Raw genomic sequence first — 25,499 nt, 5'->3', positions numbered from 1 at the left:
GAGTCGCGACCCGCGCGCGGCAGCCCTCCCACGCCCGAAAACACTGCGTTCAACTGCGGAATCGGCCCTCGTGGAGGAATTGGGCTGGGAATTGATCACAGAAATCAAGCGGTGGATCCAGGCTTAGGAACGGCCGGAACACTCACATAAGCCGCCCCCGAATTCCCCGACCCCACGCTCCCCCCGGCCCCATCCCCACGAAACGCTTTAACCGAAAACCCCAACCTCTTCCCCGCCGCAGCCCCAGGAACCGCAAACGCCGCCTGACAACGCTCCCCAGAACAAACATCCCCCACAGAGAACACCCCCGCTGCCCCGCCCTGATCGTTAGCAACCGCATACGACTGCAGATCAGACTCCGCCCCCTTATCCCAGCTCACCACCACCTTCTTCCCCTGCATCTCCGCCGCCACCCCCGCCGGCGAAGCAGGCGGCCTCCGCACCACAAACGTATGCTCAGCCCCCTCCCCAAGCCCCTTAATCGTCAGCCTGGCCAAATACACCCCGTTACTGGCAGACTCCTCCAACTCCACACCGAACTGAATAGAAGCCCGCCCAAGACAAAGCGAAGAAATCCGCTCAGTCTCACTTCCAAGCACTTCCCCCGATGGCCCAAGAACGGAAAGCGTCCCCTCGCAAACATTCTCAATATGCGCAGCCGCACTAATCCCCGCACCTTGAACCACAGCCCCCGCCATAGGACTATCAATCCCATTCCCCGCGACCCGAACACTGGCTCCCACACGCCCCGCCGGCAATCCCAAAAGAAGACCCGCTACCCCGGCACCCCAAAGAACACGACGCACCCCACGGAAACCGAACACGAGCACCAGCCCCCGATAAACCCGCCGCTCCGCGACCACGACGCATCCCTTCGCCCAGAGCCCAACCCCGATCCCGGAAACGGACATATAAGCCCACAAATGCCTACACCCGTACACCCACAACCCGGGGCCTCCCACACGAGACCCCACAGACCACACCGAACCGAGGGCAAACGGCACCTTATTCAACAACCCTCACTCTTGGACCCATTGTCCAAAAAATCACATCCACCACACAGGCCCCACAGCGCAGCCCCACAACGCAGCCCCACGGCCAATCCGCGTGGGGACGCCCCCTGAATCGGAGCCGCAAGGTGATGAACCGGGGCCCCCGGCAGGTGCCGGTAGCACGGTTGATCGACTTGGATGATTGTGGCGCTATGGACCCGATATGTCGGCCGGACCTGCCTTGGCGTCCATAGTGATCGTCCGAGTTCCGAGCGCGGGCAACGACACTTTCAGCGCGACGGAGACATCGACAGCGCCATCTGAGACCGCACATGACGTAAGTGCCGCTCCGTTGACTTCGACAACCCGTCGAGCCCGCCCACAGGCGCCCTCTGGATCCGCGAAGGCCAACTTCGCCGCCGCCAACGCCCCAAGATCAGCCGCCAACTGCGCCTGATGCCAAGCCACTCGCCCGACGCCAACCTGAACACCCACCACCGCCACCACCCAAACCAGCGCCGTGGCAGCCACAACCCAAACCGTCCCTGCTCCCCGCTCTCGCAGCACCGCTCTCACCTTGCCTCCCCGTCTCCCCCTCTTTCGCTCTCCCCTCTCCTCGCCACGCCACTCTGCCGCCAACATCGTTCATCCCTCCTCCCCCGAACCGATCTGCAGCTCCCTTCCCAATCGCAGACGGCCTCACTGATCGGCCGATCGGTCGGCTCGAAGCAACCCGGCCGTCGGAGCAGTAATTGCGACATCGCTGTCTACGATCTTGGCGTTGGGAACTCTCGAGTCCAGGCGCTGCGGGTCAGGCGGACAGGCCGCTACTGGACCGCTTCGCCCGTGTGGGTGGTTGCAGGCCCAGGCCCGGCATCACCCACCGCCTCATCACCGAGTGCCCCCACCTCACCCCCGAGTGATCAGGTCATCCGCGGACTCGGCAACCGCCGGACTCACACAACACGCCCTGCTCACACAACACGCCGCACAAGTAGCGAACTCACCGTTACTGCGTCACACCAGGTTCCGCCGCAGAGGAAGCCGTGGCCGAAACCGTGAACGGGCGAACGAGCAGACCCGCGACAGGCCTGATCTTTGCGATGACCTCAACTCTCGCGAGATCGCCATGAACCGCAACTGTGGCTTGAGCTCCTTCAGGAGCCCACCGCAGCACAACCGCACGGACAGCATCAACACTCTCACCGCGAGCCGCAGCCCGAGCCCCCGCCCGAGCTGCGTCCACACACTCCAGTTGCGCGCAAACCACCGCCACCGCCCACAACGCGGCCCCAAGAACAACAACCAGCGCCGGCAACGCCACAGCAATCTCCGCAGTGACTGACCCCGCCTCAACCGACCCCGGCCGCCGCGGTCCACCCTCAACCAGTTCATCCCGCGCCAGCCCACGCGACTCAACCGACTCGGCGCCAACTAGTCCAGAACCGACAAGCCCAGGACCGACCAACCCAGGACCGACCAACCCAGATCCGACCAAGCCGAGTTCGGTCGGTCCGGATTCGACCAGCCAAGGATCGACGAATCCAAGTTCAAGCAATCCGGGTTCGACCAACCCAGGGCAGACCGATCTAGGGCAGACCGATCCAGGAGCGACCGATCCAGGAGCGATCGGCGCCGACCCGATCGGCTCGGGGTCAATCAATCGAGGTTCGTCTGAGTTCAGCTTCGCCTCGATGACCGAGCCAGCGCCCACAGCCCTACGAAGCACGAACATCACTCATTTGCCATGCGTATGCGGACGGGCTCATATGCCCGAATGACCCGACGTATCCGTATGCCGTTTTATCCGGCAAGGTTGAGGGCCTTTTGGATCAGAGCGGCTAGCATTTCCTGCACCTCGCCTGAGGTCACCACCTTGAAGAGCAGGGCAGCGAAGCCGCAGGCGGCGATGGTTCCGACTGCATATTCCGCGGTGGACATGCCCGCCTCCCTTCGGGCTCCGGCAGCGAGCGTCCACTGGACGCCTAGCCGACGCGCCCGATCCACGACTGCGAGCGTTTGCTCCCTACTCCACGAGCGATTTTTCACCCGCCGACGTGCCCTGACCTGATCTCCCAGCACCCGACCAGCCGGATCGATCGGTCCTGCCGAGCGAACCAGCGCCAGCGGCACGACCTGGGCATCAAGCCTGGCTGGGCCGTCTCCGCCCACCGGACCGACTTGGTCGATAGTGCCAACCACATGGACGGGGTGGTCCAAGGCGGTCTGACCTACAGGGTCGACCGCGTGAATGGGACGAGCCGTAGTGGTCTGAGCTACAGGGCTGAGTGCATGAAGCGGATCAGTCGGAGCGGTCCGACCCACAGCGCCGAGCGGCTTCACCAAGCGAAGCGGGCGGATTGGGTTGCTGGCGGTGGCTTGGTCTGCGCGTCCGATGGGGTGAATCTCCGTGCTAGCGGGTGCCGCACTGACTGGCTTCGGCTGGTCGAGAGGAGCGGGGGAGGTAGTCGAGCTCATGATCGCAAGTGCGGAGGTTCCCGTAGATACCGATCGTGGTGACACGGCGGAGGCGAGCGGACCGACAGGCGCCGGGCGGACAGGCGTGGGACCGACCGTCATGGCTAGCGAGGGAGACGGGGACGGCGGAGTTGGTCGTTTGGTGGCTTTCGCCAACCTTGGGGATTCGGTTGAGCCAACGATGATCAAAGACTCGGTCGGGATGGCCGGTTTCCGGCGGACGAACGTTGATGGGATGACGGGAGCAGCCCGGTTGACCGGGGCGGCCAGGCCGACGGCGGCGAGGTCGACGGCGGTCGCCGAATTGACGGCAGTGGCCGGACTGACAGGGGCCGCCAACTTAGCGGGGGCGGCCAACTTAGCGGGGTGGGGAGGGGTTGGGCAGAGGCGAAGGTGGCGGGGTGAGGTGGTGGGGTGGGAGTGCTGGAGTGGCTGGGCGCCCTGGGTGCGCTCGCTGGTCCACACGCGCATCTGGTCCTCCTACAAGCCCGGGACGGACCCTCCGCCCGAAGCCATACTCAGAGTGCCCTTCACTCGACCTTCCCGCTTGACCCGAATCCCGTTCTGTGGATAACCGAAAGGCTGTGGATAACTAGCTCGTCAGATCAACCAGCCGATACGCCTACCCGTGGCCCTGTGGACATCTCGTTATCCACAGCTGTGGAAAAAGTCATCCACAAGGTCCTTCGTCGAGTTCGCCAGTGCACTGCTCCGACCGGCTGGGCCGTACCCATGCCCATCTAGCTGCAGAAACCACCTGACTGTTCACCCATCAATCAAGTCGGGTCCTTCCAGCTCATGGCGATTTCGGGTCTTAACGATCAGCTCCGACCAGGCTCGACCAAAGCCTGAGGTAAGGGGTGTGGAGGTCGGGGGAGCGAGCCTTATGGAGTGAGGACTTGGGTCGCTAGACCGGCCACCACGGGGATGATGCCGAGGAAGACGAAGGCGGGGAGGAAGCACAGGCCGAGGGGGGCTACTGCTTGGACTCCGACTCTTCGGGCGGCTGCGGAAGAGGCCGATCGAGTGGTGTGGCGGGCGTCGTTGGCAAGGCGGGTGAGGACGTCGGCTACTGGGGCTCCGCTGTCGACCGCTCGGGACATGGTTCTGGCTAGGGAGGCCAGGGGGCGTTCTTCGGCCAAGGCTGACCAGGCGGTGGATGGGTCGGCGCCGAGTCGCATTTGAGCGCTCACCCAGAACAGGCATTCGCCGAGCGGTCCGTTCACGGCCCTTGCGGCGGTTTCTGCGGCGGCGGTCAGGGGCTGGCCTGCGCGGAGGCAGGCAACCATGAGATCGGCCGCGAATGGGAGATCCGTGATCATTCGCTCGCGGCGACGCCGAGAAGTGGCTGGTTCTCTTTTGCGGACAAGGGCTATAGCGGCAGTTGCAGCCATTGCTGCGGCAATCAGTCCCGGTAGGCCACCCACGATCAGGTACGTCAGCACTGCGGTAGGTCCTGCGACAAGAATGCCCTTTTGCAGCTGCCGTGCGGCGTGCTCGGCTTCAGCGTTCCTTGTGCCGCCATTGGATGGCTGAAGAGGCCCGCCCAACGGATGGGCCTGCGCGCTGCCCATCGGGTAGCCCGAGTGAGCGGTGACCTCTTCGGTGCGCGATCGTCTCTGCACTTCCAGTAGACGATCAAGCGATCCTTTGCGCGTCGGCCAGATCCAGACTGAAAGCGCAGCTAGCCCTGCACCCATGAGGATGAGCATCAGATTCTCCGTGGCGGATGAACTACTTACGTGTGAACTACTTGCTTAGTCAGCGACCAACGACCTGCGGTCTCGGCCCGCAGGACGGCGGGCTGATAACCCGCGGCCTCGGTCAGGGGGACAGCGAGCAAACGACCTGCAGCCCGGCCTGAAGGGTGGCGAGCCAATCGCCCACACCTCGAACAGGAAGCTGATCGACCAACAAACCAGCGGCCCCCCGAAAGGCGGCCACCCCACAGGCGGCGCTCCAGCACCACCTTGTGTTCGGGAGACCGCAACCGAGCCAGGTCGACGGAGGCGTAACGAGCGGCGTCCTACAAATCACCTAGCGGCCTGCCACCTCGGCAAAGAGTCTGCGACCTCGGCAAACAGAGCGATCGGCTAACGATCTGCGGCTCAGCCTGGAGGGTGGTGAGCTAGTGGAGGACGGTGAGTTAATGGCCTGCGGTCTCGGCCCGGAGGACGAGGCGGTTGGTCCACCAGAGGCCTGTGGCGTCAAGTGTTAGGCCGATGAGTAGACATGCGAATCCGGCTGGGGTGCCGAATAGGAAGGGGAGGGGCGCCATGCCTAGGCCCGCGGCCATCAGAAGGCCGAGCGCGGGTAGGCCGGCAAGGAGGCGGGCAGTGGCGCGAGGTCCGGCCAGTTGTGCGGAGACGTCTTGGCGGTGCGCTTCCATTTCGCGAAGGGATGACGCTACGCGCTCGACGAGGGAGGCCAGGCCGCCTCCTACTGTGGCGCTGACTTGCCAGCAAGCCGCAAGGCGAACCAGGCCCTCGCCTCCGGCAGGTGGAGCGGCTCCGAGTAGGGCGGCCGCGATGTCACCGCCATCGCGTGCGACCGCAGCGATGGGCTTCAGTGCGGCCGGGTCGGGGACCTCAACAGAGGAGATCGCCCGAGCCATGGCATCGCCGGGTGTACGGCCTGCCGTCAGTTCAGCCACGATTCCTTGGCAGAGTTCAATCGAAGCGACCCGCCACTCCGCCGCCTCCTTTGCGGGCCGAGCCCGCCGAAACCAGGGACGCCGCGGTATCCACCATTCAGCGGGATCGCCCTGGAGCGCCAGCAACCTGGCCGAAGCAACCGTTGGGCCGAACCACAACCATCCGGCAAGACCTCCGAGCACTACAGCGATCGGACCCATTTTGAGACTCCACTAAGTCTTCGATGAGGCGTTACCGCCAGCTTCTTGATGGGGGCTTGCCGCCGCCCCTGGCGTCCATGGCCGCGAGACGAGCGGCGTGGTTGTGGTGATACGCGCTCCGAGGCGAAGTGCTTTGGTCATGGAATGCCTGGGCAGCGGGCTCTCAAGGTTGGCAGAGCTGGGCCTGGCGTTGGAGTTGGGATTGGTGTTGGTGTTGGGGTTGGTCTTGGTGTTGGGCCTGATGTTGGGGCAGGCATTAGGGCTGGTGTTAGAGGTGGCGTTGGGGTTGGGGTGGTGGTGAAGGTGAGGGCGGGGGTGACTGTGACGAAGCCGGTGGGGGTTCGGTGGAGGAGGGAGATTTCGGAGACTTGGCGGTTGCCGGTTCTGGGGTCTCGGACAAGGTGGATGACGGCGTCCAGGGCTGCCGCGATCTGGCTGTGGACGGCTTCTCTGGAAAGGCCTGCGGCGCAGGCCAGTGCTTCCAGGCGGGGTGGGACATCGGCGGCGGTGTTCGCGTGGAGAGTGCCGCAGCCGCCTTCGTGACCGGTGTTGAGTGCGGCCAGAAGATCTACAACCTCGGAACCGCGAACCTCGCCGACGACGAGCCGGTCTGGGCGCATCCGGAGGGCCTGACGGACGAGGTCCCGGAGCGTGACGCCACCGACACCTTCGAGGTTGGGCGGGCGGGCTTCGAGGCGGACCACGTGAGGGTGGTTAGGGCGGAGTTCGGCGGAGTCTTCCACGAGCAGGAGGCGTTCTCCGGGGGTTGCCAGAGAGAGCATGGCGGACAAGAGGGTGGTCTTGCCTGTTCCCGTGCCGCCAGTGATCAAGAAGGCTAGGCGGGCGGCCATGATCGCGCGTAGGGCGGTGGCTGCTGGGCCGGGGACCAGTTCCTCGAGCGTGAATGTGTGGCGTGGGGGGAGGCGAAGGGAGAGGCATGTGGCTTCGGCGGCGATGGGTGGGAGAACGGCGTGGAGGCGCACTCCTCCGGCTAGTCGGGCGTCGACGTAGGGGGAGGCGTCGTCCAGGCGGCGGCCAGCGGCGGCTGCGAGGCGCTGAGCCAGGCGTCTGACGTCATCGTCGGAAGGGAAGGTGACGCTTGTCCTGCGGAGACCGATGCCGTCGTCGACCCAGACTTCGTTGGGGCCGTTGACGAGCACATCGGTCACCCCTGGGGCGGCAAGGAGGGCTTCCAGAGGCCCGGCACCGATGAGATCCGCTCGAAGCGTTCGGGCGATGTCCAGGACTTCCGCGTCCCCGAACATGGCACGCTCGGCACGTAGCGCCGCCGCGACCCTCGCCGGCGTAGGTTCCGCACCCGTTCGAGCGAGACGAACCCGGACCGCTTCGACAAGCTCAGGCGCCGCTTTGTGGGCACCAACAAGGTCACTCTCCATTGTTGGCGCGCCAGCGACTCCGGCCTGTGTTCTCGCGACTGGGGGCGGAAATGAATACCCGCGGCTACGTGGTCGACCGGAACTACCAAATCGCGATGAGTCCTCCGACATGGTCGCCTTCGAAAGCGTGAATGTCCCAACCGGTGATGCAAATCCCACGGACCCCGTGGAGTTCATAGACGCAGTTCGCACCATGGAGGCGCTCTCATCGGCGGCTGAGGCCAGCCCTCTGAGCACGCCCGGCCCCACCGGGATCCCTGGCCTGGTCACTACACCATCGGCCGCTGGCGACATCGACCGGCCCACCCGGGTCGAGGCCACAGACACACCGGATTGCTCAGCCGGAATCCGCCCTGCGAACACAGTTGCCCCAACCGGGATGCCCAGCGCAGCGACGGCACGCGTGGATGGGTGGGGTGAGGGGCTAGGTGTGGTCATGGGTGGCTCCCAGGTGGTCGAGGAGGGTGGTGCAGAACCTGCCGAGGGGAGTTCGGCCCAGGGGCGGGGCGACGCCTCGGTCCAGGGCTTGGGTGAGGCCGCGTTGTTGGGGGCAGATGAGGCCGCCGGAAAGGCCCAGAGAGGCGGCGACTACGTCAGGGTCGAGGGTGCCGGGGCGGACGACGGCTTTGAGGTCGCCGGTGTGGGGGCGTAGGGCAGCGAGAGTTTGGGCGGCGGCGAGCACGCCTCTGACGTCTGCGTGGACCAGGACCAGGGTTGCCGTCGCGCGGGCGAGCGCCTCGGCGATGGCTTCGTCCATGTGCCGGGGGAGGTCGACGATGACCAGGTCGCAGCCGCGCCGGGCGGCGTCCAGGACGGCCCGCATGGCTTCGCGGGGGATGCGCATCGGTTCACCGCGATGCCAGGAGAGAACGGTGAGTTCGCCGAACGTGGGGAGCGCGCGCTGGAGGGCGCCGTAGCTGACGCGGCCTTCGCGGCCGACGATGTCCGGCCAGCGTGCGCCGATCGCGTCTTCCTCACCCAGGACCACGTCGATGCCGCCGCCGAGGGGATCGGCGTCCACCAGCAAGGTACGCAGCCCGGCACGCGAGGCGGACAGCGCCAAGGACGCGGCCAGCACGGTCGCGCCCGCGCCGCCTCGGCCGCCGGTCACGCACACGACGGTTCCGGCCCGAGTGGATGGTTCGGCGGCTTCCGCGAATTCCGCGACGAGAAGGCGTTCCTCCGCCGGCAATTGCAGCACCGTTTGCGCGCCCACCGCTACGCATCTTCGCCAGGTCGCGGGATCCTCCGGGCTGCGGGTCACCAGCACGACGTTCTGCCTGGGTGGCGGTCCGGTGGCTGCCAGATCGTCGGCTAGATCCGCGCCGATCACGATCAGCGGAGCCGTACGCCACTGGGGTCTTGCCCGTGAGGCGACATGCGCCACATCGAGTTCGACCCCTGCCGCGGCGGCCACGCGCAGCAGATCGTCAAGCAGATCCTGGTCATCTGTAATGGCCAAAGGCCGATACATCGAGGTCTCCATCCGTCGAGAGAGACCACTTTGCGAGAACCACGCCCTCGCCCGAGGCCTCGGAACCCGAACTGTGGATAACCCATCCCCCTGTGGAAAACCTCAGGCCGACTGAGACCCGCCACGAACCTGACCACGAACTCCTGACTAAGCGGCCAAGTCACTGGCCGTTTGAGAGCAGGCGAATGGGAAATCCGGAACCGCGCGGATCACGCTTATCCCGCTTTGGCGGACAGGTAAGTCTTAATAGGCGGTCGGTTCTCGTGGGCGTGACCCGAGACTCCGACATGAGCGTGGTGACGATCGCCGGGGTGGCGAGGGCCGAGAACATCCACGTCGTCAGCAACATCCCGGAGTTGGGCTCGTGGGACGCCGCCAAGTCGACCGAGGCCATGCACAACCTGAAGCCTGCCGGGACGACGATCCAGTTCAAGTTCCCGAAGAGGAACGGGAGGGCGGCTCGAACCTGTGGCCGGACGTTCGGCGCCGCGCGGCCTTCGCGTCACACGCATCAGTTGAGCCTCGAACCGCAGCGTGGCCCGGCGACCGGCCCACGGGATGCCCACGACGATCAGCTTGCCTGGCACCCCCACGCATCCGGCGGCTACCCGCCGATCGATCTCCACCACCAGATCCGCGGGCAACGGTCCTGACGCGCCGGCCGCGAGCCATCCCGCGCTGAATTACTTCCAGGCATTAGGTAACAATTCGGCATCGGGATCGACTTAGGGATCCAACCGAGCGTCGTGAGGTCGCGTCAAGAAAAATGGCGACCCCCGCCGGGGGGGAGAGCGGGGGTCGCCGACCGGTCCGGCTCCGGGGGGGTAGAGCCGGTCCCGTTTCAGAAGAAAGCTTTCATCAGTTGGCCAGGGCATGGCAAGGGACTTGCATAGGTGCCCTGTACGCAGTCACTCCCACATTGGGAGATACCACCGTATGCTGCCCGATCTACGCGAGTTTCGTCGAGGAGCAATCTGCAATTTGCGCCAGATTTTTTCGCGGGACCAAGCTCGGTCGCCAGAAGTTCACTGCCGCCAACCAATCACAGTCCGTGATCATTGCTCACTATACCGATCCATTGCCTCAATGTGTGACAAAACCCGTCAGATGTGTCAGCAGCTTGGGCCCCCAGCTCGGTAAAGGTCTTGCTCCAAGGGGTTCCCAAGTGCAGGAATCCGACGTAGAAAGGTGACACGGACTAGGTGTCCGGGTACGGCTGCCGGGTACCCACGCGCGACCAGCCGCGGGAGGCGTGTCGACACGGGCTTGCCCCGCTAGACAGATAAAGGTGCACGCTTGGTAACCCGGTATGACGTACTGGCGACGGCGTCCCATTCCAGGGACGCCGTCAGCTTTTGTCCGAATCCCTCCCTTGCGACCGCAACCTCGCAAGAGCTCGCAACGCGAGCCTCGGGTTCGGTGCCGCATGCGCAAGCTGACCAGCGGGCATGGAGACCACGGGTAGGGAACACCGCCGCTCGCATCGGCTCTCACCGCCGCTAAAGAGCGCTCCCCGATCCTCGATCACCGGGGCATTCAGTCGAACACCCGTCGGCCGGAGTGTCCGCACGCCCATCCGCGACGGTACTCAGCCCTCACACCGCGCCGGATTGCCTACCGTGGAACTCCCACCCACCCAGCCCGTTTGTTTCCCTCGGGCTCCGCCCGACCCCGCCGCCGCTGTGGCTGCCCGAAGGAAACGACGGTCGCATTGCCGTGGGTCTCCCACCCACCCTCCCGTCGTGTTTGTCCGGGCCCCGCCCGGCCCCATGGTCGCCGTGGCTTTCGCCACCCGCCCGCTACGGATCGCGACCACCACACGTTCGAAGAACGTCAAGGGCAGCATTTCGACGCACGGCACGACGTGACTCCCACCTCTCCGCCTCCAGAACCCACAGCAACGGCGACAGGGAGAAGCGGTTACCCAACCAACCCGAAGATCAGCCCCACCCAGCGACTCACCGCGACAACGCCTCACAAATCGCCGTCGTCTCCCGAGCCCCCAGCACGATCGCCTCCGCGCAGTGCGCAACCCACCCCACCACCCCATCCCGCGTCCCGCCCAAATACCCCCGAAGCCCCTCCACATACCCCGCGCCCGCCTCCAGATGCCCCACCTCCACCACAACCAGGCTCTTCGGATCCAACCCATGCTCGATCAACGTCAACCGCTCCGCCGCCCGAGCCACCACCCCATCGGCCACCCCAAACGGCCGCAACACCACAAGCTCCGCATGCACGATCGCCCCCAGAACAACCGCGGGTGCCTTCGACGACGCCAGCAGCTCCGCGAGCGCCCCCAACCGCACCGAAACCTCCGCAGCCCCAGGCGCGGGCCCGAGTCCCAGCGGGTCCGCCGACGTGTCGCCCCCACGCGGCCGCCCAGGCTCATCGGTCAACCCAACCCCGGCCAACGCGTGCAACCGCGCCAACGCCTGCCGAGGTGCCCCCCGCCACAACGCCCCCAACCGCCCCAGCTCTGCCGAAACCCGCAACGCCCCCTGCGCCACCGGTGCATCGACTTCCCCATGCCGCAACGACCCCAGCGGCACATCAACCCCATCCAACGCCGCCGATGCCCGAGCTCCGCGCAAGGCCGACTCGGCCGACACTTCGGGCCCGCGCCGTCGCAGCACCCGATGCCGATACAGCCGGTCGACAGCGAAACGCGCCTCTTGTACGGCCTCCGGCACCATCTCGGCGATCACCGCCAGCGGATCAGTCACACCCCGACCTTACCGACGCGTACGAACCATTCAACGACGACCTGCCACCGTTGAGCGCATCCCAGTTTGACTCCCCGGGGATGCTCACATGTCATAACACCACATGCCCGGAACCTTGTCGGTGACCGTACCGGGCTGGTGAAGTGGACCTCACAAGTAGCGCCAGATAAGAACAAAAAGGAGTGCCAAGTGGCCCCCGAGCGTGAGAACCAGGAGACGCTGTCGAATCTGCTGCGCGAGGACCGGCGGTTCGAGCCACCCGTCGACCTGGCCGCGGCCGCGAACGTCACGGCGGAGGCGTACGAGGAGGCGAACCGGGACCGGCTCGCCTTCTGGGAGCGTGCCGCCGAGCGGCTGACCTGGGCGAAACGCTGGGACACGACGCTGGACTGGCAGCCGCCCTTCGCCAAGTGGTTCGTGAACGGCAAGCTGAACGTCGCGTACAACTGCGTGGACCGGCATGTGAAGGCGGGCAACGGGGACAAGGTCGCCTACTACTGGGAAGGCGAGCCGGAGGGCGACAGCCGTACCATCACCTACGCTGACCTGCAGAGAGAGGTTTCCAGGGCGGCGAACGCGCTGACCGAGCTGGGGGTGGGGAAGGGCGATCGGGTCGCCATCTACATGCCGATGATTCCGGAACTGCCGGTTTCGTTGCTGGCGTGTGCGCGGATCGGGGCGATTCACTCGGTGGTGTTCGGCGGGTTCTCGGCGACGGCGCTGAAGAGCCGGATCGACGACGCGGACGCCAAGCTGGTGATCACCGCGGATGGCGGGTTCCGGCGGGGCACGCCGAGCGCGTTGAAGCCGACGGTGGACGAGGCGGTCAAGGACTGCCCGAGTGTCGAGCATGTGCTGGTGGTCCGGCGGACCGGCCAGGAGGTGGACTGGACGGACAAGGACGTCTGGTGGCATGACCTGGTCGATCGGCAGAGCGAGGAGCACACGCCGGAGGCGCATGACGCCGAGGACCCGCTGTACATCCTCTACACGAGCGGGACGACCGGGAAGCCGAAGGGCATTCTCCACACGACCGGTGGATACCTCACCCAGACGGCCTGGACGCACCACGCCGTCTTCGACCTCAAGCCGGAAACCGACATCTACTGGTGCACGGCCGACATCGGCTGGGTGACCGGGCACTCCTACATCGTGTACGGCCCGCTCGCGAACGGCGCCACAAGCATCATCTACGAGGGCACCCCGGACACCCCCCACCGAGGCCGCTTCTGGGAAATTATCCAGAAATATCAGGTCACGATCCTCTACACTGCGCCCACCGCGATCCGTACGTTCATGAAGTGGGGCGACGACATCCCCGCCAAGTTCGACCTGTCGTCCCTGCGGGTCCTCGGCTCGGTCGGCGAGCCGATCAACCCGGAGGCGTACGTCTGGTATCGCGAGCACATCGGCGGCAGCCGTACCCCGGTCGTGGACACCTGGTGGCAGACCGAGACCGGCGCGATCATGATCAGCCCGCTGCCGGGGGTCACCGCCGGCAAGCCGGGCGCGGCCATGAAGCCGCTGCCGGGCATCGTCGCGGACGTGGTCGACGACCAGGCGCAGTCGGTGCCCAGCGGCGGCGGGGGTTTCCTGGTGGTACGGGAGCCGTGGCCGTCCATGCTCCGCACCATCTGGGGCGACGACCAGCGCTACATCGACACCTATTGGTCCCGGTTCAAGGGGTTCTACTTCCCCGGCGACGGCGCGAAGAAGGACGAGGACGGCGATCTGTGGCTGCTCGGCCGGGTCGATGACGTCATGCTCGTCTCCGGGCACAACATCTCGACCACCGAGGTGGAGAGTGCCCTGGTCAGCCACCCGAAGGTGGCCGAGGCGGCGGTCGTGGGCGCGACCGACCCGGTGACCACGCAGGCGATCGTGTCGTTCGTGATCCTGCGCGGCGCGGCCGACGAGGGCGAGGACATCGCCAAGGAGCTCCGCGACCATGTCGCCAAGACGCTCGGGCCAATCGCGAAGCCGCGGCAGATCCTGATCGTTCCCGAACTGCCGAAGACCCGCTCCGGGAAGATCATGCGGCGGCTGCTGCGTGACGTGGCGGAGAACCGCAGCATCGGCGACGTCACGACGCTGGCCGACACCGCGGTGATGAACCTGATCGCGGCGAAGCTGCCCAGCGCGGCGAGCGAAGACTAGGCAAGTCCGGCAGATGAGGCGCGGGTGCGTAACGGCACCCGCGCCTCATCCATTTCCGGACATATGTGTACAGTCAGGTACAGATCGTAACGTTCAGCGACCGAGGGGGGACCGTGCCGCGCGCCGCCGAAATGTGGCCGTTGCGGCCGACCGTCCGGTACGCACGCCAGATCGCCGAGGCGTTGCGCGCCGAGACGATCGGCGGCGTGATCATGCTGCTGGCCACGGGATTCGCTCTCATCTGGGCGAACTCCGCATGGACCAACGGCTACCTGGCCATGCGCGACGCGGTTCCAGGTCCGTTCGGTATGAGCTTGTACCAATGGTCCGCCGACGGCATGCTCGCGATCTTCTTCTTCGTCGCCGGGCTTGAGGTCAAACAGGGGTTCGTGCACGGCGAGCTCTCCCGGCTCAAGAACGCGATTCTCCCGGTTGTCGCCGCGATCGCCGGAATGGTGGTTCCCGCGCTCGTCTTCGTCGCCGTCGCCTGGGGCACCAGCGGCGCGGGCAAGGGCTGGGCGATCCCCACGGCAACCGACATCGCGTTCGCCCTCGCGGTCCTCGCGGTGACCGCCTCAGCGCTTCCGGATGCTTTGCGGGCCTTCCTCCTGACCCTCGCCGTGGTGGATGACCTGGGGGCGATCATCGTGATCGCGGTCTTCTACACGGAGAAGCTGAGCTTCGTCCCGCTGATCGCCGCCGCCGTGATCCTGTTCATCTACTGGCTGCTCATGCGCGTCGGCGTCCGGAAGCCGCTCCTGTTCATCCTGCTCGGCGTCGCCGCCTGGGTGTTCGTGCACGACAGCGGCGTGCACCCCACCGTGGCCGGCGTCCTGTGCGGCCTGCTCACCAGCGTGCGAGGCGATCCATCCCCGGCGGAACGCGCGGACCAATACATTCGCCCCATATCCGCGGGATTCTGCGTGCCCGTTTTCGCCTTTTTCGCCGCCGGGGTTCCGCTGACCACCCAGGCGCTCGGCGCCGTCTTCGTCGACCGGATCGCGATCGCTGTGATGATCGGCTTGGTGGTGGGCAAGTTCCTGGGGGTGTTCGGAGGCGCGTGGTTGTCGGTCAAACTGGGATTCGCCAGGCTCAGCGACGAGCTGACCTGGCGGGACATCGCAGCCGTGTCCGTTCTGGCCGGAATCGGCTTCACGGTTTCGCTGCTCATCGGCGACAAGGCGTTCCCCGGCGACGATCGGATCTCCACCGCCGTGCTGATCGCCAGCGTGGTCGCGTCGGCGCTGGCGTCGGCACTGTTGCGGATCCGGGTGCGCGTGCGGGCACGAGATGATGTTTGATAGTCGCAGATAGGAGATCCCGATGCCCGAGGACGAATCGCTCGGCGCGCTGGTCGCCCAGGCGAGCAACCACATATCGACCCTCGTCCGGTCTGAGATCGAGCTCGCCAAGTCCGAGCTCAAGTTCGACGCGCGCCGGATCGGGACCGCGACGGGGCTTTTCGCCGCCGCCGCGTTCATTCTGCATCTGTGCCTGATCCTGGCGTCGTTCACCATCGCGTACGTGCTGGTGGACGTGGTCGGCCTCGCGCAGTGGCTGTCGTTCCTGATCGTTACCGTGTTCTATCTGGTGCTTGCGGGTTTGCTGGGGTTCGTCGGATACCGGCGGTTGAAGGGGTTGGCGGGCTTCCGCCGTACCAAGCGGTCGCTGCAGACGCTGAAGGGGCCCGAGCAGGCGAGCCTGTCCGCGCCGTCCGCGGGCGAGATCGGCTCGCATCGCGAGCCGGTGCACGAGACCGTGCCCTGAGGTGAAACCGTCCAGGGACGAGTCGGTGGTCCGGGTCGAGGGCCCGTGGACCCACCGCGCCGTGCACGCCGGCGGCACCCGCTTCCACGTCGTGGAGGCGGGCGAGGGGCCGCTGGTGCTGCTGCTGCATGGTTTCCCCCAGTTCTGGTGGACCTGGCGGCACCAGCTGGAGTCCCTGCCGAAGGCCGGTTACCGTGCAGTCGCGGTGGATTTGCGTGGGTACGGCGCGAGCGACAAACCTCCGCGCGGCTATGACCTTCCGACCTTGGCCGGAGACGCCGCCGGGCTGATCCGCGCGCTCGGCGAGACCGGCGCGATCGTCGTCGGCCACGACTGGGGCGGTCTGCTGGCGTGGACGATGGGGGTGCTCGACCCCAAAGTGGTCCGCCGTCTGGTGGTCGTTTCCGCTCCGCACCCGCTCCGGCTGCGCTCGGCCCTGCTGACCGACCCGTTCGGCCAGCTGCGAGCCAGCGGCTACAGCCTGGGATTCCAGCTCCCGGTGCTCCCGGAGCGCCGCCTGGTCGCCCACGACGGCTCCCGGGTGGGCCGCCTCCTGGACGCATGGTCCGGCTCTGAGTGGCCATCTGAGGACGTTGCCCGGAAATATCGGGATGTGTTCCAAATCCCGGGGACCGCGCACTGTGCCCTGGAATATCACCGCTGGTTCGCCAGATCCCAGCTTCGCCCTGATGGGTTCCGGTATGTCCGCCAGATGCGTACCGAGATCGAAGCCCCCACGCTCCAGCTGCACGGCGCGCTGGACAGGTGCATCCTGCCCAGAACGGCCCAAGGTTCCAGCCGTTTCGTGGCCGCGCCCTACCGGTGGCGACTGATCGACGGCGCCGGCCACTTCCCCCACGAGGAACGCCCCGACCAGTTCGACGCCGAACTGATCGCCTGGCTCGCCGACCCGGAACCGGACCGATGACCCCGCGAGACCGCGACGAATACGGCCGCGCCAGAAGCGCCCGCCCGCGCGACGAATACGGCCGCCCCCTGCCCTACGACGCAGTCGGCGTGCCCCGCGTCCCCGACGACTACGCTCCCAGCGCCGAAGAGGCCATCATCGAGGCAGCCCTCCTCCTCGACGCCGCCCGCCCCTTCCACGCCCACGAGGTCTTCGAGGGCCGCTGGAAATGCTGCCCCCCGGAGGAACGCGAACTCTGGCAGGGCCTGGCCCAGATCTGCGTCGGCCTCACCCACCTGCAACGCGAAAACCCGCGCGGCGCGACGGCCCTCCTGGAACGAGGAAGATCCAGGATCCGCTCGTACGGCTCCCGCCCCGCCTATGGCATGGACCTGGACGCGATCACCCGAGCCGCGACCATCGAAGCCCTGCGCGCGGCCCTACCCGCCACCTGAGGGCCTCCAACCCAACTCTCTCTTCCCGCGTTGATAGGGGAAGAGAGGAGAAATATGGATCGATACGAGGGCTTCAGGGAGTTTCTGCGCGCCCGGCAACAGTCGCCGGCGGCGACTGGGGCAAGACCGGAAAGGGCATTCCCGACATCGGCTCGGTCACCTACGCCATCAACATCCGCGATGGACAGGTCCGCAAGCTGGACACGTACTCCTTTCCGGCTTGGGCGGGAGGTCTGACCCTGGCCGGTTTCTAGGCGTTTCCCGAGGTTGTCCGAGTAGTAAGCCCGAGCGGTGGCCGGTACGATGCGGATAGCGCTGAGTGTTTCCCCTCGTCAAGGGGCGTCAGCCACTAGCTGAGAGCGAGACGCAACATGAGTGGTGCTCGCACAAATGCTGATCATGTTCCCGTCCAGGAGAACGAGGCCGACGAGCGGCCCGACCACGCGACCAACGCGCAGTGGCTCAAGGACAATCCTGACGCGATGCCGCAGGTGAGCGCGGGCCGCTGGGCCGTGTACGACCGCCAGGGCCAGCTGTGCGGCCATCTCGTCGGCAACGGTCCGACCCTCGATACCCGCTTCAAGGCAACCGCTCATTTGCCGGGCCCGCCGGACAGCTTCGGCATCACCCTGCACGACGCGGGCGCGCACCTCCTCGACGCCGCCGGGCTCGGCACCCCGCTAGCGTGACGAACGCATCGCCTCGACAAGGGCGCTCACCGGCACCCGGGCGAATCCGATCCGGGCGTCGCTCTCCCCGTACGGCAGCCACAAGGCATCGCCATGGACAAGGCCTCCGCAGGAGTACACAACGTTAGGGACGTAGCCGTCGCGTTCGGCGGTGCCGGCGGTGAGGAGCGGGCCAGGGAGTTCGGCGATGACGCGGTCCGGCTGGTCGGAGTCGAGCAGCAGGGCGCCCATGGCGTAGTCGCGCATCGGGCCGACGCCATGGATCAGGACGAGCCAACCGAAGCCGGTCTCGATGGGCGATCCGCAGTTGCCCACCTGGATCAGTTCCCAGCCACGGTGGGGGACGTGGAGCGGCACCGGCGGTTGCCACGTGTTGTGCTGGTCGAGCGTCGTGAGACCGATGGTCTCGCCGTCGGAGCGGCACAACGCCAGACTGCGTCCCCCCACCTGTCGCGGGAACAGCGCCATCCCCTTGTTGGCGGCGGCGGGCCCCCGCATGGGGGTGATCTCGAAATGGCGCAGGTCATCGCTGGCGATCAGGTGGGAGCGGATGTGCCGCCCGTCGTAGGCGGTGTAGGTGGCGCGGTACGACGGCCTGCCGTCCTCATCGATGACCTGGACGAAACGCGCATCCTCCATGCCGTTGCTCTCGTCCGCGGTGGCCGGCCAGAGCACCCGCCGGTGCAGGGGGAGATCGGCGGGGAAGGCCACGGCGTAGTCGGAGCGCGTCGCGCGGCGCATCTCCTCCAGAGTTCGCTGCGTGGTGGTTCGGGTGACCAGGTCGGCGGGCAACCGGCCGATCGCCTGTTCGAAGTCGTCGTCGTCGAAGCGTTCCGGCAGGGATTCCAGCATGGCGGCCGAGACCTCGTTGTCCCAGGCGTCGTCGGAGAGCCCGGCGGCGAGCAGGTCGCGCCGATGGTGGGTCCGGTGCCGGCGGCCGACGGACAGCGCCCCGGAGCGGTCGGTGATCTCCAGCTCGGCGTGGGGTCCGAGCAGCGCCGTGGCGAAGCCGATGGAGGACAGGTGTCCCTCGCCGATCTGCCGCAGGCTGATGGCCACGCGGAGCTGCCCAGGGCGCAGGCCGGACTGGTCGGGGTGGGGGATCATCGAGGGGTTGCACACCGCCGCGCCCTCCACGGCGTACTCGTGGCTGAAGTAGGCGCCCACCAGGAGGCGGGCCGGCCGGGACAGGTCGGCGTTGCGGGGCACGCGATGGCGGACCAGGTCGTGGTGATGGGCGAAGGTCGCTTCGAGGTCGTGGTGCCGCCCGCCGAATCGCCGCAGCGTCTCCTTGAGCATGTCGGTCATCATGTCGGTGTCGAGGAGCATGATGCGGTCGATCAGCGCGGCGGCCCGGGTACGGGTGAGCGCCGCGTCCTCGCCGGGCACGAAGAGCTTGACGATCACCCGTCGCGGGTCGGGGGTGATCGTCGGGCCGAGCCGTACGGCGAGATCGCTCATGAGAGCCGCCGCGCGTGTTGCATGGTGGAGATCAGTGCCATGGTCGATTCCGCGCCCTGGTTGAGGTTGGGGCCGTGCTCGGTCAGGCCGTCGTACCCGCCGCTGGTCGCCGGGTCCCACATCAGGGCGTCGGCGTCGTTGGCGCCCTGGAACCAGGCCGCCGCCCGCCGTACTCCGTCCTGCCAGGAGAGCTCGCCGGTCACGAAGGCCGCGACGGCACAGGCGTCGGCGAGCGCGGCCACCTCGATCGGCTGCTGGTCGTAGCGGGTGCGCTGCTTGTCCTGTCGCCAGCCGGCGGCGGGCACGACCGAGAACCTGCCGTTCCTGGTCTGGATGTCACGCAGCCAGGTGAGCATGTGCAGGCCGCTGGTGAGCGTCTGCTGGTCATCGCTCAGATCCCCGGCGGCGATGAGCACCTCGGCGAGCGCGGCGTTGGCATAGCTCAGGTACGGCTGCGGCCACGGCCAGGAGGGGTTCTCCGGAGGCACGCCGATCGCCTCGGCGGCGTCGGTGAGCAGGGCGGCGGCCACGGTGCTGTCCGGGTCGGCGCGCAGGACCTCCGCCGCGCCGAGCCCGGCGAAAGTCATGGCACGCAGATGCGGGGAGCGCTGCTGCGCGCCGAGAGTGAAGGCGAGCAGCGCTTCCTCCCGGATCCAGGGAGCGGAGTTGCGGGCCGCCGCGGTGCCCAGGCCCCACATCGCCCGGCCCCACCAGTCGCCGACGCCCGGCCGGTCGCGCCAGCGCCGGTCGAAGCCGAGCCGGTTGCGGAACGCGCCGGAGTGATCCTGGGCATGGGTGAGAAAGGCCAGGTACCGCTCCGCCAGCTCGGTCAGCCGTTGGGACGGGAGCGGTTCCCGGCTGACGATGACGAGCCCGCGGGCGACGTCGTCGGTGCAGTAACCGTGATGGCGGCGGACGACGGCGTGCCGCGCGTGTTCGAACAGGCCGGTGTCATCGCTCAACCGGATCAGGTGCTGGAAATCGGGTGCCGCCGAGCTCATGGCACCGCCACGGCCGCCGGCCGCTCGGCCAGGAGCGATCGGACGAGGCCGGCGTATCGGGCCGCGACCGCGGGCCACAGCAGGGTGGGCACCAAGGCGCGGGTACGGCTGATGAGATCGTCGGCCAGCCCGGGTTCGGTGAGGACACGACGCAACGCGGCGGCCAGCGCCAGCGGGTCGCCGTGGGGAACCAGCAAGCCTGGACCGCCGGTCAGCAGTTCCACGGCGTGGGGGAAGGAGGTGGCGACGACGGGCACGCCCGCGGCCACGGCCTCGATGAGGACACCGGAGGTGACCTGCTCCGCCGAGTCGTAGGGCAACACGACGACGTCCGCCGAGCGGACCAGCCGGCTCAGCGACTCCTGATCCCGGTATACCGGGTCGTGCCGCACGGCATCGGACACCCGAAGCCGGGCCGCGAGATCGTACAGGCCGTCGCGGTAGGCCTCGCCCTGGGACTCCAGCACCTTGGGATGGGTCTTTCCGGCGATGGTGTAGATCGGCGAAACGTCCTCCAGCAGCGCGAGCGCGCGTAACGCCCACTCAACGCCCTTGCCGGGACCGAGCAGTCCCCAGGTGAGCAAATGCGGACGGGATTGACGCCGGACCGGAACCCGCCCGTGGTCGGCGGCTCCGTGGGGGATGAGAACCACCTTGGCGGCGTCGACCCGGTAGCCGGTCAGCAACCGGTCGCGGGCGGTGCCGGTCATGGTCACGACCGCGTCGGCGGCGTCGGCGATCTCCTCAAGCAGGACCTTCTGCGAGGCGGTCGGCCTGGTCAGGACGGTGTGCAGAACCACAATGGTGGGTACGGCGAGGCGCCGCAGCAACGGAAGGACATCCTGGCCGTCCGAACCGGGATAGATGCCGTACTCGTGCTGCACGATGGCCACATCGAACTTCTCCAGCGCGGCGGCCGCGGCCCGCCAGCCGCCGAACCCGCTGGGGGACCAGGTGTGCACGACCCCGGGCAGCGGCAGGTTGTCGTCGCCGTCGGCGGTGACCCGGACGATCCCGCCGTACCGGCCGTCTTCGGTGAGCTGGGCGGCCAGGGCGGAGTTGAACGTGGCGAGTCCGCACTGCGTGGGCGGATGGGTGCTGAGAAAGCCATATGTACAGGCCAACTGTCATGCCTTCCACTAATCGCCCGCAGCACGATGGATGCCACACGGGCTCGCTCGGTTCAGACGGCTGTCCGCCTGCCGGCGTGATGGAATCGTGAGCCTGTCACCGGGGGCCCGCCCTCATACGGGGGCCCGGTTGCCGCGACCCTCAGCCGATGGCCGGGGTCTGCGTCGCCCAAATACTATCAGGCGCTATTTTGTCCTAACATTTCGCCATATATGCGCAGGTAATTAGAAACCATTGAGTCTGCGCTGAATCTGAGTTCGGCCCGCGCACGGCAGCCCGCGCGATCGATCGTCGCGATGCGCCGCACCGCGGTGACGGCCTCGTCGAGGGAATCCACCAGGAAACCGGTCACCCCGTGGTCCACGACTTCGGCCATGGATCCGCGCCGGTAGGCGACGACGGGGGTGCCGCAGGCCATCGCCTCGACGACCGACAGGCCGAACGGCTCATCGAACGCGATGGGATGCAGCAGCGCGGCGCCACCGCCGAGAATCTCGCCCCGCCGCTCCGGCCCGACCGACCCGAGGAACCTGACCTGCTCCCCGTCGATCTTCGGCGCGATCTCCGCCTCGAAGTACCGCTCGTCCTGCACGATCCCGCAGATGGTCAGCGGCATCCCGGCCCGCCGGGCGATCTCGATCGCCGTGTGCGTTCCCTTGTCGGGATGAACGCGGCCGAAGCTGATCAGCCTTTCGCCGCCTGTGGGGGCGAAGGGAAACGCGTCCAGATCGATGCCGTGGTGCACAGTCGCGAGGTAGTCCAGCTCCGGACTCCGGTCCGCGTCCGAGATGGAGACGTACGCGGACCAGGCCCGGGTATAGGCCGGCAAGATGCCCATTCCGGAGAATCCATGAACTGTGGTGAGCAGCGGCGCCCGGCAATGATCGGCGAAGGCCAGCGGAAGCCAGTCGAGATGACTGTGCACGAGATCGAACTCCCCGGAACGGCTCAACGCGTACGCGACATGCATCGCCTCCCACACCCGTCCATCCATGGACGAATCATCGGCATATCCATGGGGACACACGCCGTCCAGCGTTCCGGACGTGACCGAATCCAGGGTCGCGAACAGGGTCACGTCGATCCCCCGCGCGGTGAGCCCTTCGGCGAGCAGGCTCGTGACCTGCTCCCACGGACCGTAATGAAGCGGAGGCGTGCGCCAGGCGACCGGCCCCAGCAGCGCCACCTTCACGAAACGTCGTCCTGCTCCAGCAACCGGAATGGCCGGGTACGGCTCATCGCGCACCTCCTGGTGTGCTTGCCACTCCGGACCGTACACCTAGTCGCAGGTCTGGGTGTCCACGCGGGCGATGGCCGCGCTGCCGTCCTCGGCGTCCGTACGGACTTCGTCGGCGGTCAGCGCGTAGCCCGTGTCCTCCTGGTCGGTGGCGGCGGCGAAGATGACGCCGAAGACGCGGCCTTCGGGGGTGAGGAGGGGGCCGCCGGAGTTGCCGGGCTGGACGACGCCGCGAATGGCGTACACCTCGCGGTCGACCTTGTGGTCGTTGTAGATGTCGGAGGACTCGGCGTGCTGTTTCACCCGGATTCGGGCCGGTTTGATGGTGAAGCCGTGGCCCTTCGGGAAGCCGGCGATGATCGCGTCGTCCTTGGATTCCGCGGTGGAGTCGAAGCGGAGGGCGGCGACGTCGAGGGATGCGACATAGAGGATGGCGATGTCGCGGTCGGGGTTGAACAGGACGACACGGGCGTCGTGGACGGCGCCGGTGTAGTCGGTGACGCGGAGTTCCTGGGTGACGCCCTGGACGACGTGGGCGTTGGTCATGATCCGGTGGGCGGAGTAGACGAAGCCGGTGCCCTCGATGCGTTTCTTGCAGTCGGGCGCGGTGCCCTGGACTTTGACGATCGCGCGACGGGCCCGGGCGATACGGGGGTCCTTGATGATGCTCTCGTCGGGCGCGGGCACATCGACGAAACGGCTACCGCCGATGGCGCTGAACACCTCCGGAAAATCGGAAGCATCCACAAAGTCCCGGAATCGCCGGGTCAGGTCTTTGGCGGCCTGCGGCATGGCCGAATCGACGGACTTCAGCAGCAGGGAATCATTGATCTGCTGACGCGGTAACGACAGGCTGGTAGAGATCATCAGCGAGCCGATCAGCCACGCGAACACCAGCACGGTCAGACCGCTGGCGAGCGACCCCCCGAACGAGTCGGCGGTCCGCGCCGACTCCCAGGTCACGTGGCTGCGGACCACCGCCCCGATCGTGGACGAGGCAAACTGGCCGACCGTCGCGCACAGAAAGACGATCACGATCGCCAGCAGCGCCTTCTCGGTGTCCCCCCCGACCAGCGCCCCGGCGATCGGAGGCCCGATGAAAATGCCGACAAGCGCGCCACCGCAGAACCCCACGAAGCTGAACACCCCGATGATGAAGCCCTGCCGATACCCGGACACCGCGAACGCCAACACCAGGCCGATCAGGATGAGATCGAGCACGTCGCCTTGCACGCCTGAATTACACCCCTATCGACCCTGAGCCCGGTGCCCCCCTTTACGGTATCCAGCGCCACACGCGCGCGTGCACGTGTTCTTCGAGGTCTCCGCTATATCGTGACGTCATGGGGGCATCAGTTGATGATCTGATCCAGGCCGCTCTGGCCGACGAAGACCCGGATGGACCGACCCGCTGGCAGGCCATCGCCGACCTGCAACAGCGCGGCGACCTGGAAACCTTCACCGCGGCCCGACGCCTCTGCGCGTCCGCCACGGTCCCGGAGCGAGTACTCGGCGTGGACATTCTCGGCGAACTCGGCCGTGACCGCCCATTCGCCGACAAAACCATCCCGGTACTCCGCTACCTGGCAGCCAGCGAGGACGACACCCGCGTCCTTTATTCGGTCCTCATCGCCTTCGGCCACCTCCGCGACCCACGCGCGCTCCCCTCGGTGATCGACCTCTCCACTCACCCCGAGGCCACCGTCCGCTACGGTGCCGCCTACGCGCTCCCCAACATCCTCGGCCACCCCGCCGACCCGGCCGGCCTGGCCGCCCTGCGCCGCCTAGCCGAAGACAAGGACCCCGACGTCGCCGACTGGGCCTCCCTAGGCCTCACCCTGGCCACCGCCCACATGAACACCTCACGCCAACAACTCCTCGACCCATAACGACTTGCTCTTAAGAACCGCTGCGGAGTACGGCGGGTCACCCTGCGGGTGGGCAGGACGGACACGTAGGCCGACGTAAGACCGTGCCCGAGACCACCGCGCCCGCGATGGCCGCTGACCAGCGGCTCACGAGAGGCCCACTATCACGGTCGGCCGGAGTGTCCGCCCTGCCCACCCGCTACGGACCCCAGCCCTCAATCAGCGACCGGCCAGCGCGATGACGTCCGGCGGTAGGTCCTCAATTCGGCCCCTGTCCCAAGGGAGCTCGAAGCCGGAAGCGGCCAGCAACCCATCGAGCACTCCAGCCGTGAACCCCCAGACGAGCAGCCCGCGAACCCGGAACGCGGGCCCGGCGAACCCGCTCGGATGGCGGAGTTTGAGGCGGTTGGCCGGGTCGACGAGTTCGGCGATAGGCACGCGTTCCACCGAAGCGACCTCGTTCGGGGACGCGGCGTGGACGGCGCAGGGAGTGTGCCACCAGCCCAGAACGGGGGTGACGCGGTAGTCGCTTCGCCAGACGTACAGTTCGGGCATTGTGCCGACGACGGTGACGCCGGTCGGGTCGAGGCCGGTTTCCTCGGCGGCCTCGCGAAGGGCGGCGTCGATGGGGCCCGCGTCCTGGGGTTCCAGGCCGCCGCCGGGGAAGGCGGGCTGGCCCGCGTGGTTGCGGCCGTTGGAGCTGCGCTGGATGAGCAGGACGTCCGGCCCGTACGGCCCGTCGCCGAACAACATCAGCACCGCCGCGGGACGGCCGCCTTCGGCGGGTGGCCGTAAGCCAACCGGCACCGCCGCACTCCTGGCAGCCAACCCCTCAAGCCAAACTGGCGTGTCGTTCACGTGCCACCTCCCCCGGGGTTCAACCCTCGGGCATCCCCGGAGCTTCC

General features: G+C 67.2%; 21 protein-coding genes and 1 pseudogene. 8 read left to right on the top strand and 14 right to left on the bottom strand.

Annotated features, from left to right (window positions below; all coding sequences use genetic code 11):
• Positions 1 to 1,202: 1,202 nt before the first annotated feature.
• From ABGB08_RS40755 to ssd, 7 genes and pseudogenes are all read right to left on the bottom strand, one after another.
• Complete coding sequence (locus tag ABGB08_RS40755) at positions 1,203 to 1,634, bottom strand: Rv3654c family TadE-like protein (protein WP_347601896.1); 432 nt, start codon at positions 1,632 to 1,634, stop codon at positions 1,203 to 1,205.
• A gap of 367 nt (positions 1,635 to 2,001) precedes the next feature.
• Positions 2,002 to 2,727, bottom strand: a complete 726-nt coding sequence (locus ABGB08_RS40750) for a TadE family type IV pilus minor pilin (RefSeq protein ID WP_347601900.1) — start codon at positions 2,725 to 2,727, stop codon at positions 2,002 to 2,004.
• A gap of 68 nt (positions 2,728 to 2,795) precedes the next feature.
• Positions 2,796 to 3,470, bottom strand: coding sequence for a DUF4244 domain-containing protein (locus ABGB08_RS40745; protein ID WP_347601894.1), 675 nt, complete (start codon positions 3,468 to 3,470; stop codon positions 2,796 to 2,798).
• Positions 3,471 to 4,354: 884 nt separating this feature from the next.
• Positions 4,355 to 4,759 (bottom strand): type II secretion system F family protein, encoded by a 405-nt coding sequence (locus ABGB08_RS40740; protein ID WP_347601898.1) that lies wholly within the window; start codon positions 4,757 to 4,759, stop codon positions 4,355 to 4,357.
• An 857-nt stretch (positions 4,760 to 5,616) separates the two neighbouring features.
• Positions 5,617 to 6,324, bottom strand: a complete 708-nt coding sequence (locus tag ABGB08_RS40735) for a type II secretion system F family protein (RefSeq protein ID WP_347601892.1) — start codon at positions 6,322 to 6,324, stop codon at positions 5,617 to 5,619.
• A gap of 296 nt (positions 6,325 to 6,620) precedes the next feature.
• A pseudogene (locus ABGB08_RS40730) lies at positions 6,621 to 7,721 on the bottom strand (TadA family conjugal transfer-associated ATPase); the annotation flags it as partial.
• Between the two features lie 424 nt (positions 7,722 to 8,145).
• Positions 8,146 to 9,195, bottom strand: a complete 1,050-nt coding sequence (ssd, locus tag ABGB08_RS40725) for a septum site-determining protein Ssd (protein WP_347601890.1) — start codon at positions 9,193 to 9,195, stop codon at positions 8,146 to 8,148.
• Between the two features lie 293 nt (positions 9,196 to 9,488).
• Here ssd and ABGB08_RS40720 point away from each other — a divergent pair, with 293 nt between their 5' ends.
• Entirely contained in the window at positions 9,489 to 9,848 is a 360-nt protein-coding gene (locus tag ABGB08_RS40720) for a hypothetical protein (protein ID WP_347601888.1), read from the top strand.
• Positions 9,849 to 11,153: 1,305 nt separating this feature from the next.
• Here ABGB08_RS40720 and ABGB08_RS40715 read toward each other — a convergent pair.
• Positions 11,154 to 11,921: an oxidoreductase gene (locus ABGB08_RS40715; RefSeq protein WP_347601886.1), complete on the bottom strand. Its 768-nt coding sequence runs from the start codon at positions 11,919 to 11,921 to the stop codon at positions 11,154 to 11,156.
• A gap of 189 nt (positions 11,922 to 12,110) precedes the next feature.
• Between ABGB08_RS40715 and acs the strand changes: the two genes are divergently transcribed.
• From acs to ABGB08_RS40685, 6 genes are all read left to right on the top strand, one after another.
• Positions 12,111 to 14,078, top strand: a complete 1,968-nt coding sequence (gene acs / locus ABGB08_RS40710) for an acetate--CoA ligase (protein ID WP_347601885.1) — start codon at positions 12,111 to 12,113, stop codon at positions 14,076 to 14,078.
• Between the two features lie 113 nt (positions 14,079 to 14,191).
• Complete coding sequence (gene nhaA, locus ABGB08_RS40705) at positions 14,192 to 15,379, top strand: Na+/H+ antiporter NhaA (protein ID WP_347601883.1); 1,188 nt, start codon at positions 14,192 to 14,194, stop codon at positions 15,377 to 15,379.
• A gap of 22 nt (positions 15,380 to 15,401) precedes the next feature.
• The gene (locus ABGB08_RS40700) at positions 15,402 to 15,845 is read left to right on the top strand and encodes a phage holin family protein (protein WP_347601881.1); all 444 of its coding nucleotides are present in this window, start codon (positions 15,402 to 15,404) and stop codon (positions 15,843 to 15,845) included.
• A 1-nt stretch (position 15,846) separates the two neighbouring features.
• Positions 15,847 to 16,773 (top strand): alpha/beta hydrolase, encoded by a 927-nt coding sequence (locus tag ABGB08_RS40695; RefSeq protein WP_347601879.1) that lies wholly within the window; start codon positions 15,847 to 15,849, stop codon positions 16,771 to 16,773.
• Positions 16,770 to 17,207, top strand: a complete 438-nt coding sequence (locus ABGB08_RS40690; RefSeq protein ID WP_347601877.1) for a DUF309 domain-containing protein — start codon at positions 16,770 to 16,772, stop codon at positions 17,205 to 17,207. Before ABGB08_RS40695 ends, ABGB08_RS40690 begins: the two co-directional genes overlap by 4 nt.
• A gap of 371 nt (positions 17,208 to 17,578) precedes the next feature.
• Complete coding sequence (locus tag ABGB08_RS40685) at positions 17,579 to 17,896, top strand: hypothetical protein (RefSeq protein ID WP_347601875.1); 318 nt, start codon at positions 17,579 to 17,581, stop codon at positions 17,894 to 17,896.
• On the opposite strand, the gene ABGB08_RS40680 is transcribed toward ABGB08_RS40685, so the two are convergent.
• The 5 genes from ABGB08_RS40680 to ABGB08_RS40660 all read right to left on the bottom strand — a co-directional run bounded on the left by ABGB08_RS40680 (position 17,888) and on the right by ABGB08_RS40660 (position 23,959).
• A complete protein-coding gene (locus tag ABGB08_RS40680; RefSeq protein WP_347601873.1) occupies positions 17,888 to 19,357 on the bottom strand; it encodes a glycoside hydrolase family 130 protein in 1,470 nt (489 codons plus the stop codon). The genes ABGB08_RS40685 and ABGB08_RS40680 overlap by 9 nt on opposite strands.
• Positions 19,354 to 20,358: a glycosyltransferase gene (locus tag ABGB08_RS40675; protein ID WP_347601872.1), complete on the bottom strand. Its 1,005-nt coding sequence runs from the start codon at positions 20,356 to 20,358 to the stop codon at positions 19,354 to 19,356. The genes ABGB08_RS40680 and ABGB08_RS40675 overlap by 4 nt, the downstream gene beginning before the upstream one ends.
• A complete protein-coding gene (locus tag ABGB08_RS40670) occupies positions 20,355 to 21,482 on the bottom strand; it encodes a glycosyltransferase (RefSeq protein ID WP_347601870.1) in 1,128 nt (375 codons plus the stop codon). The genes ABGB08_RS40675 and ABGB08_RS40670 overlap by 4 nt, the downstream gene beginning before the upstream one ends.
• 185 nt (positions 21,483 to 21,667) lie before the next feature.
• Positions 21,668 to 22,735 (bottom strand): glycosyltransferase family 4 protein, encoded by a 1,068-nt coding sequence (locus ABGB08_RS40665; protein ID WP_347601868.1) that lies wholly within the window; start codon positions 22,733 to 22,735, stop codon positions 21,668 to 21,670.
• Positions 22,736 to 22,768: 33 nt separating this feature from the next.
• A complete protein-coding gene (locus tag ABGB08_RS40660; RefSeq protein ID WP_347601866.1) occupies positions 22,769 to 23,959 on the bottom strand; it encodes a MarP family serine protease in 1,191 nt (396 codons plus the stop codon).
• A gap of 110 nt (positions 23,960 to 24,069) precedes the next feature.
• Between ABGB08_RS40660 and ABGB08_RS40655 the strand changes: the two genes are divergently transcribed.
• Positions 24,070 to 24,615, top strand: coding sequence for a HEAT repeat domain-containing protein (locus ABGB08_RS40655; protein WP_347601864.1), 546 nt, complete (start codon positions 24,070 to 24,072; stop codon positions 24,613 to 24,615).
• A 198-nt stretch (positions 24,616 to 24,813) separates the two neighbouring features.
• On the opposite strand, the gene ABGB08_RS40650 is transcribed toward ABGB08_RS40655, so the two are convergent.
• A complete protein-coding gene (locus ABGB08_RS40650) occupies positions 24,814 to 25,452 on the bottom strand; it encodes a CoA pyrophosphatase (protein ID WP_347601862.1) in 639 nt (212 codons plus the stop codon).
• Between the last annotated feature and the right edge of the window lie 47 nt (positions 25,453 to 25,499).

It is taken from the genome of Acrocarpospora sp. B8E8 (assembly GCF_039871605.1).
GTDB classification, from domain to species: Bacteria; Actinomycetota; Actinomycetes; order Streptosporangiales; family Streptosporangiaceae; genus Acrocarpospora; species Acrocarpospora macrocephala.
Note: the sequence above shows the minus strand (reverse complement) of the source record. Positions and strands in the feature narration are given on the sequence as shown.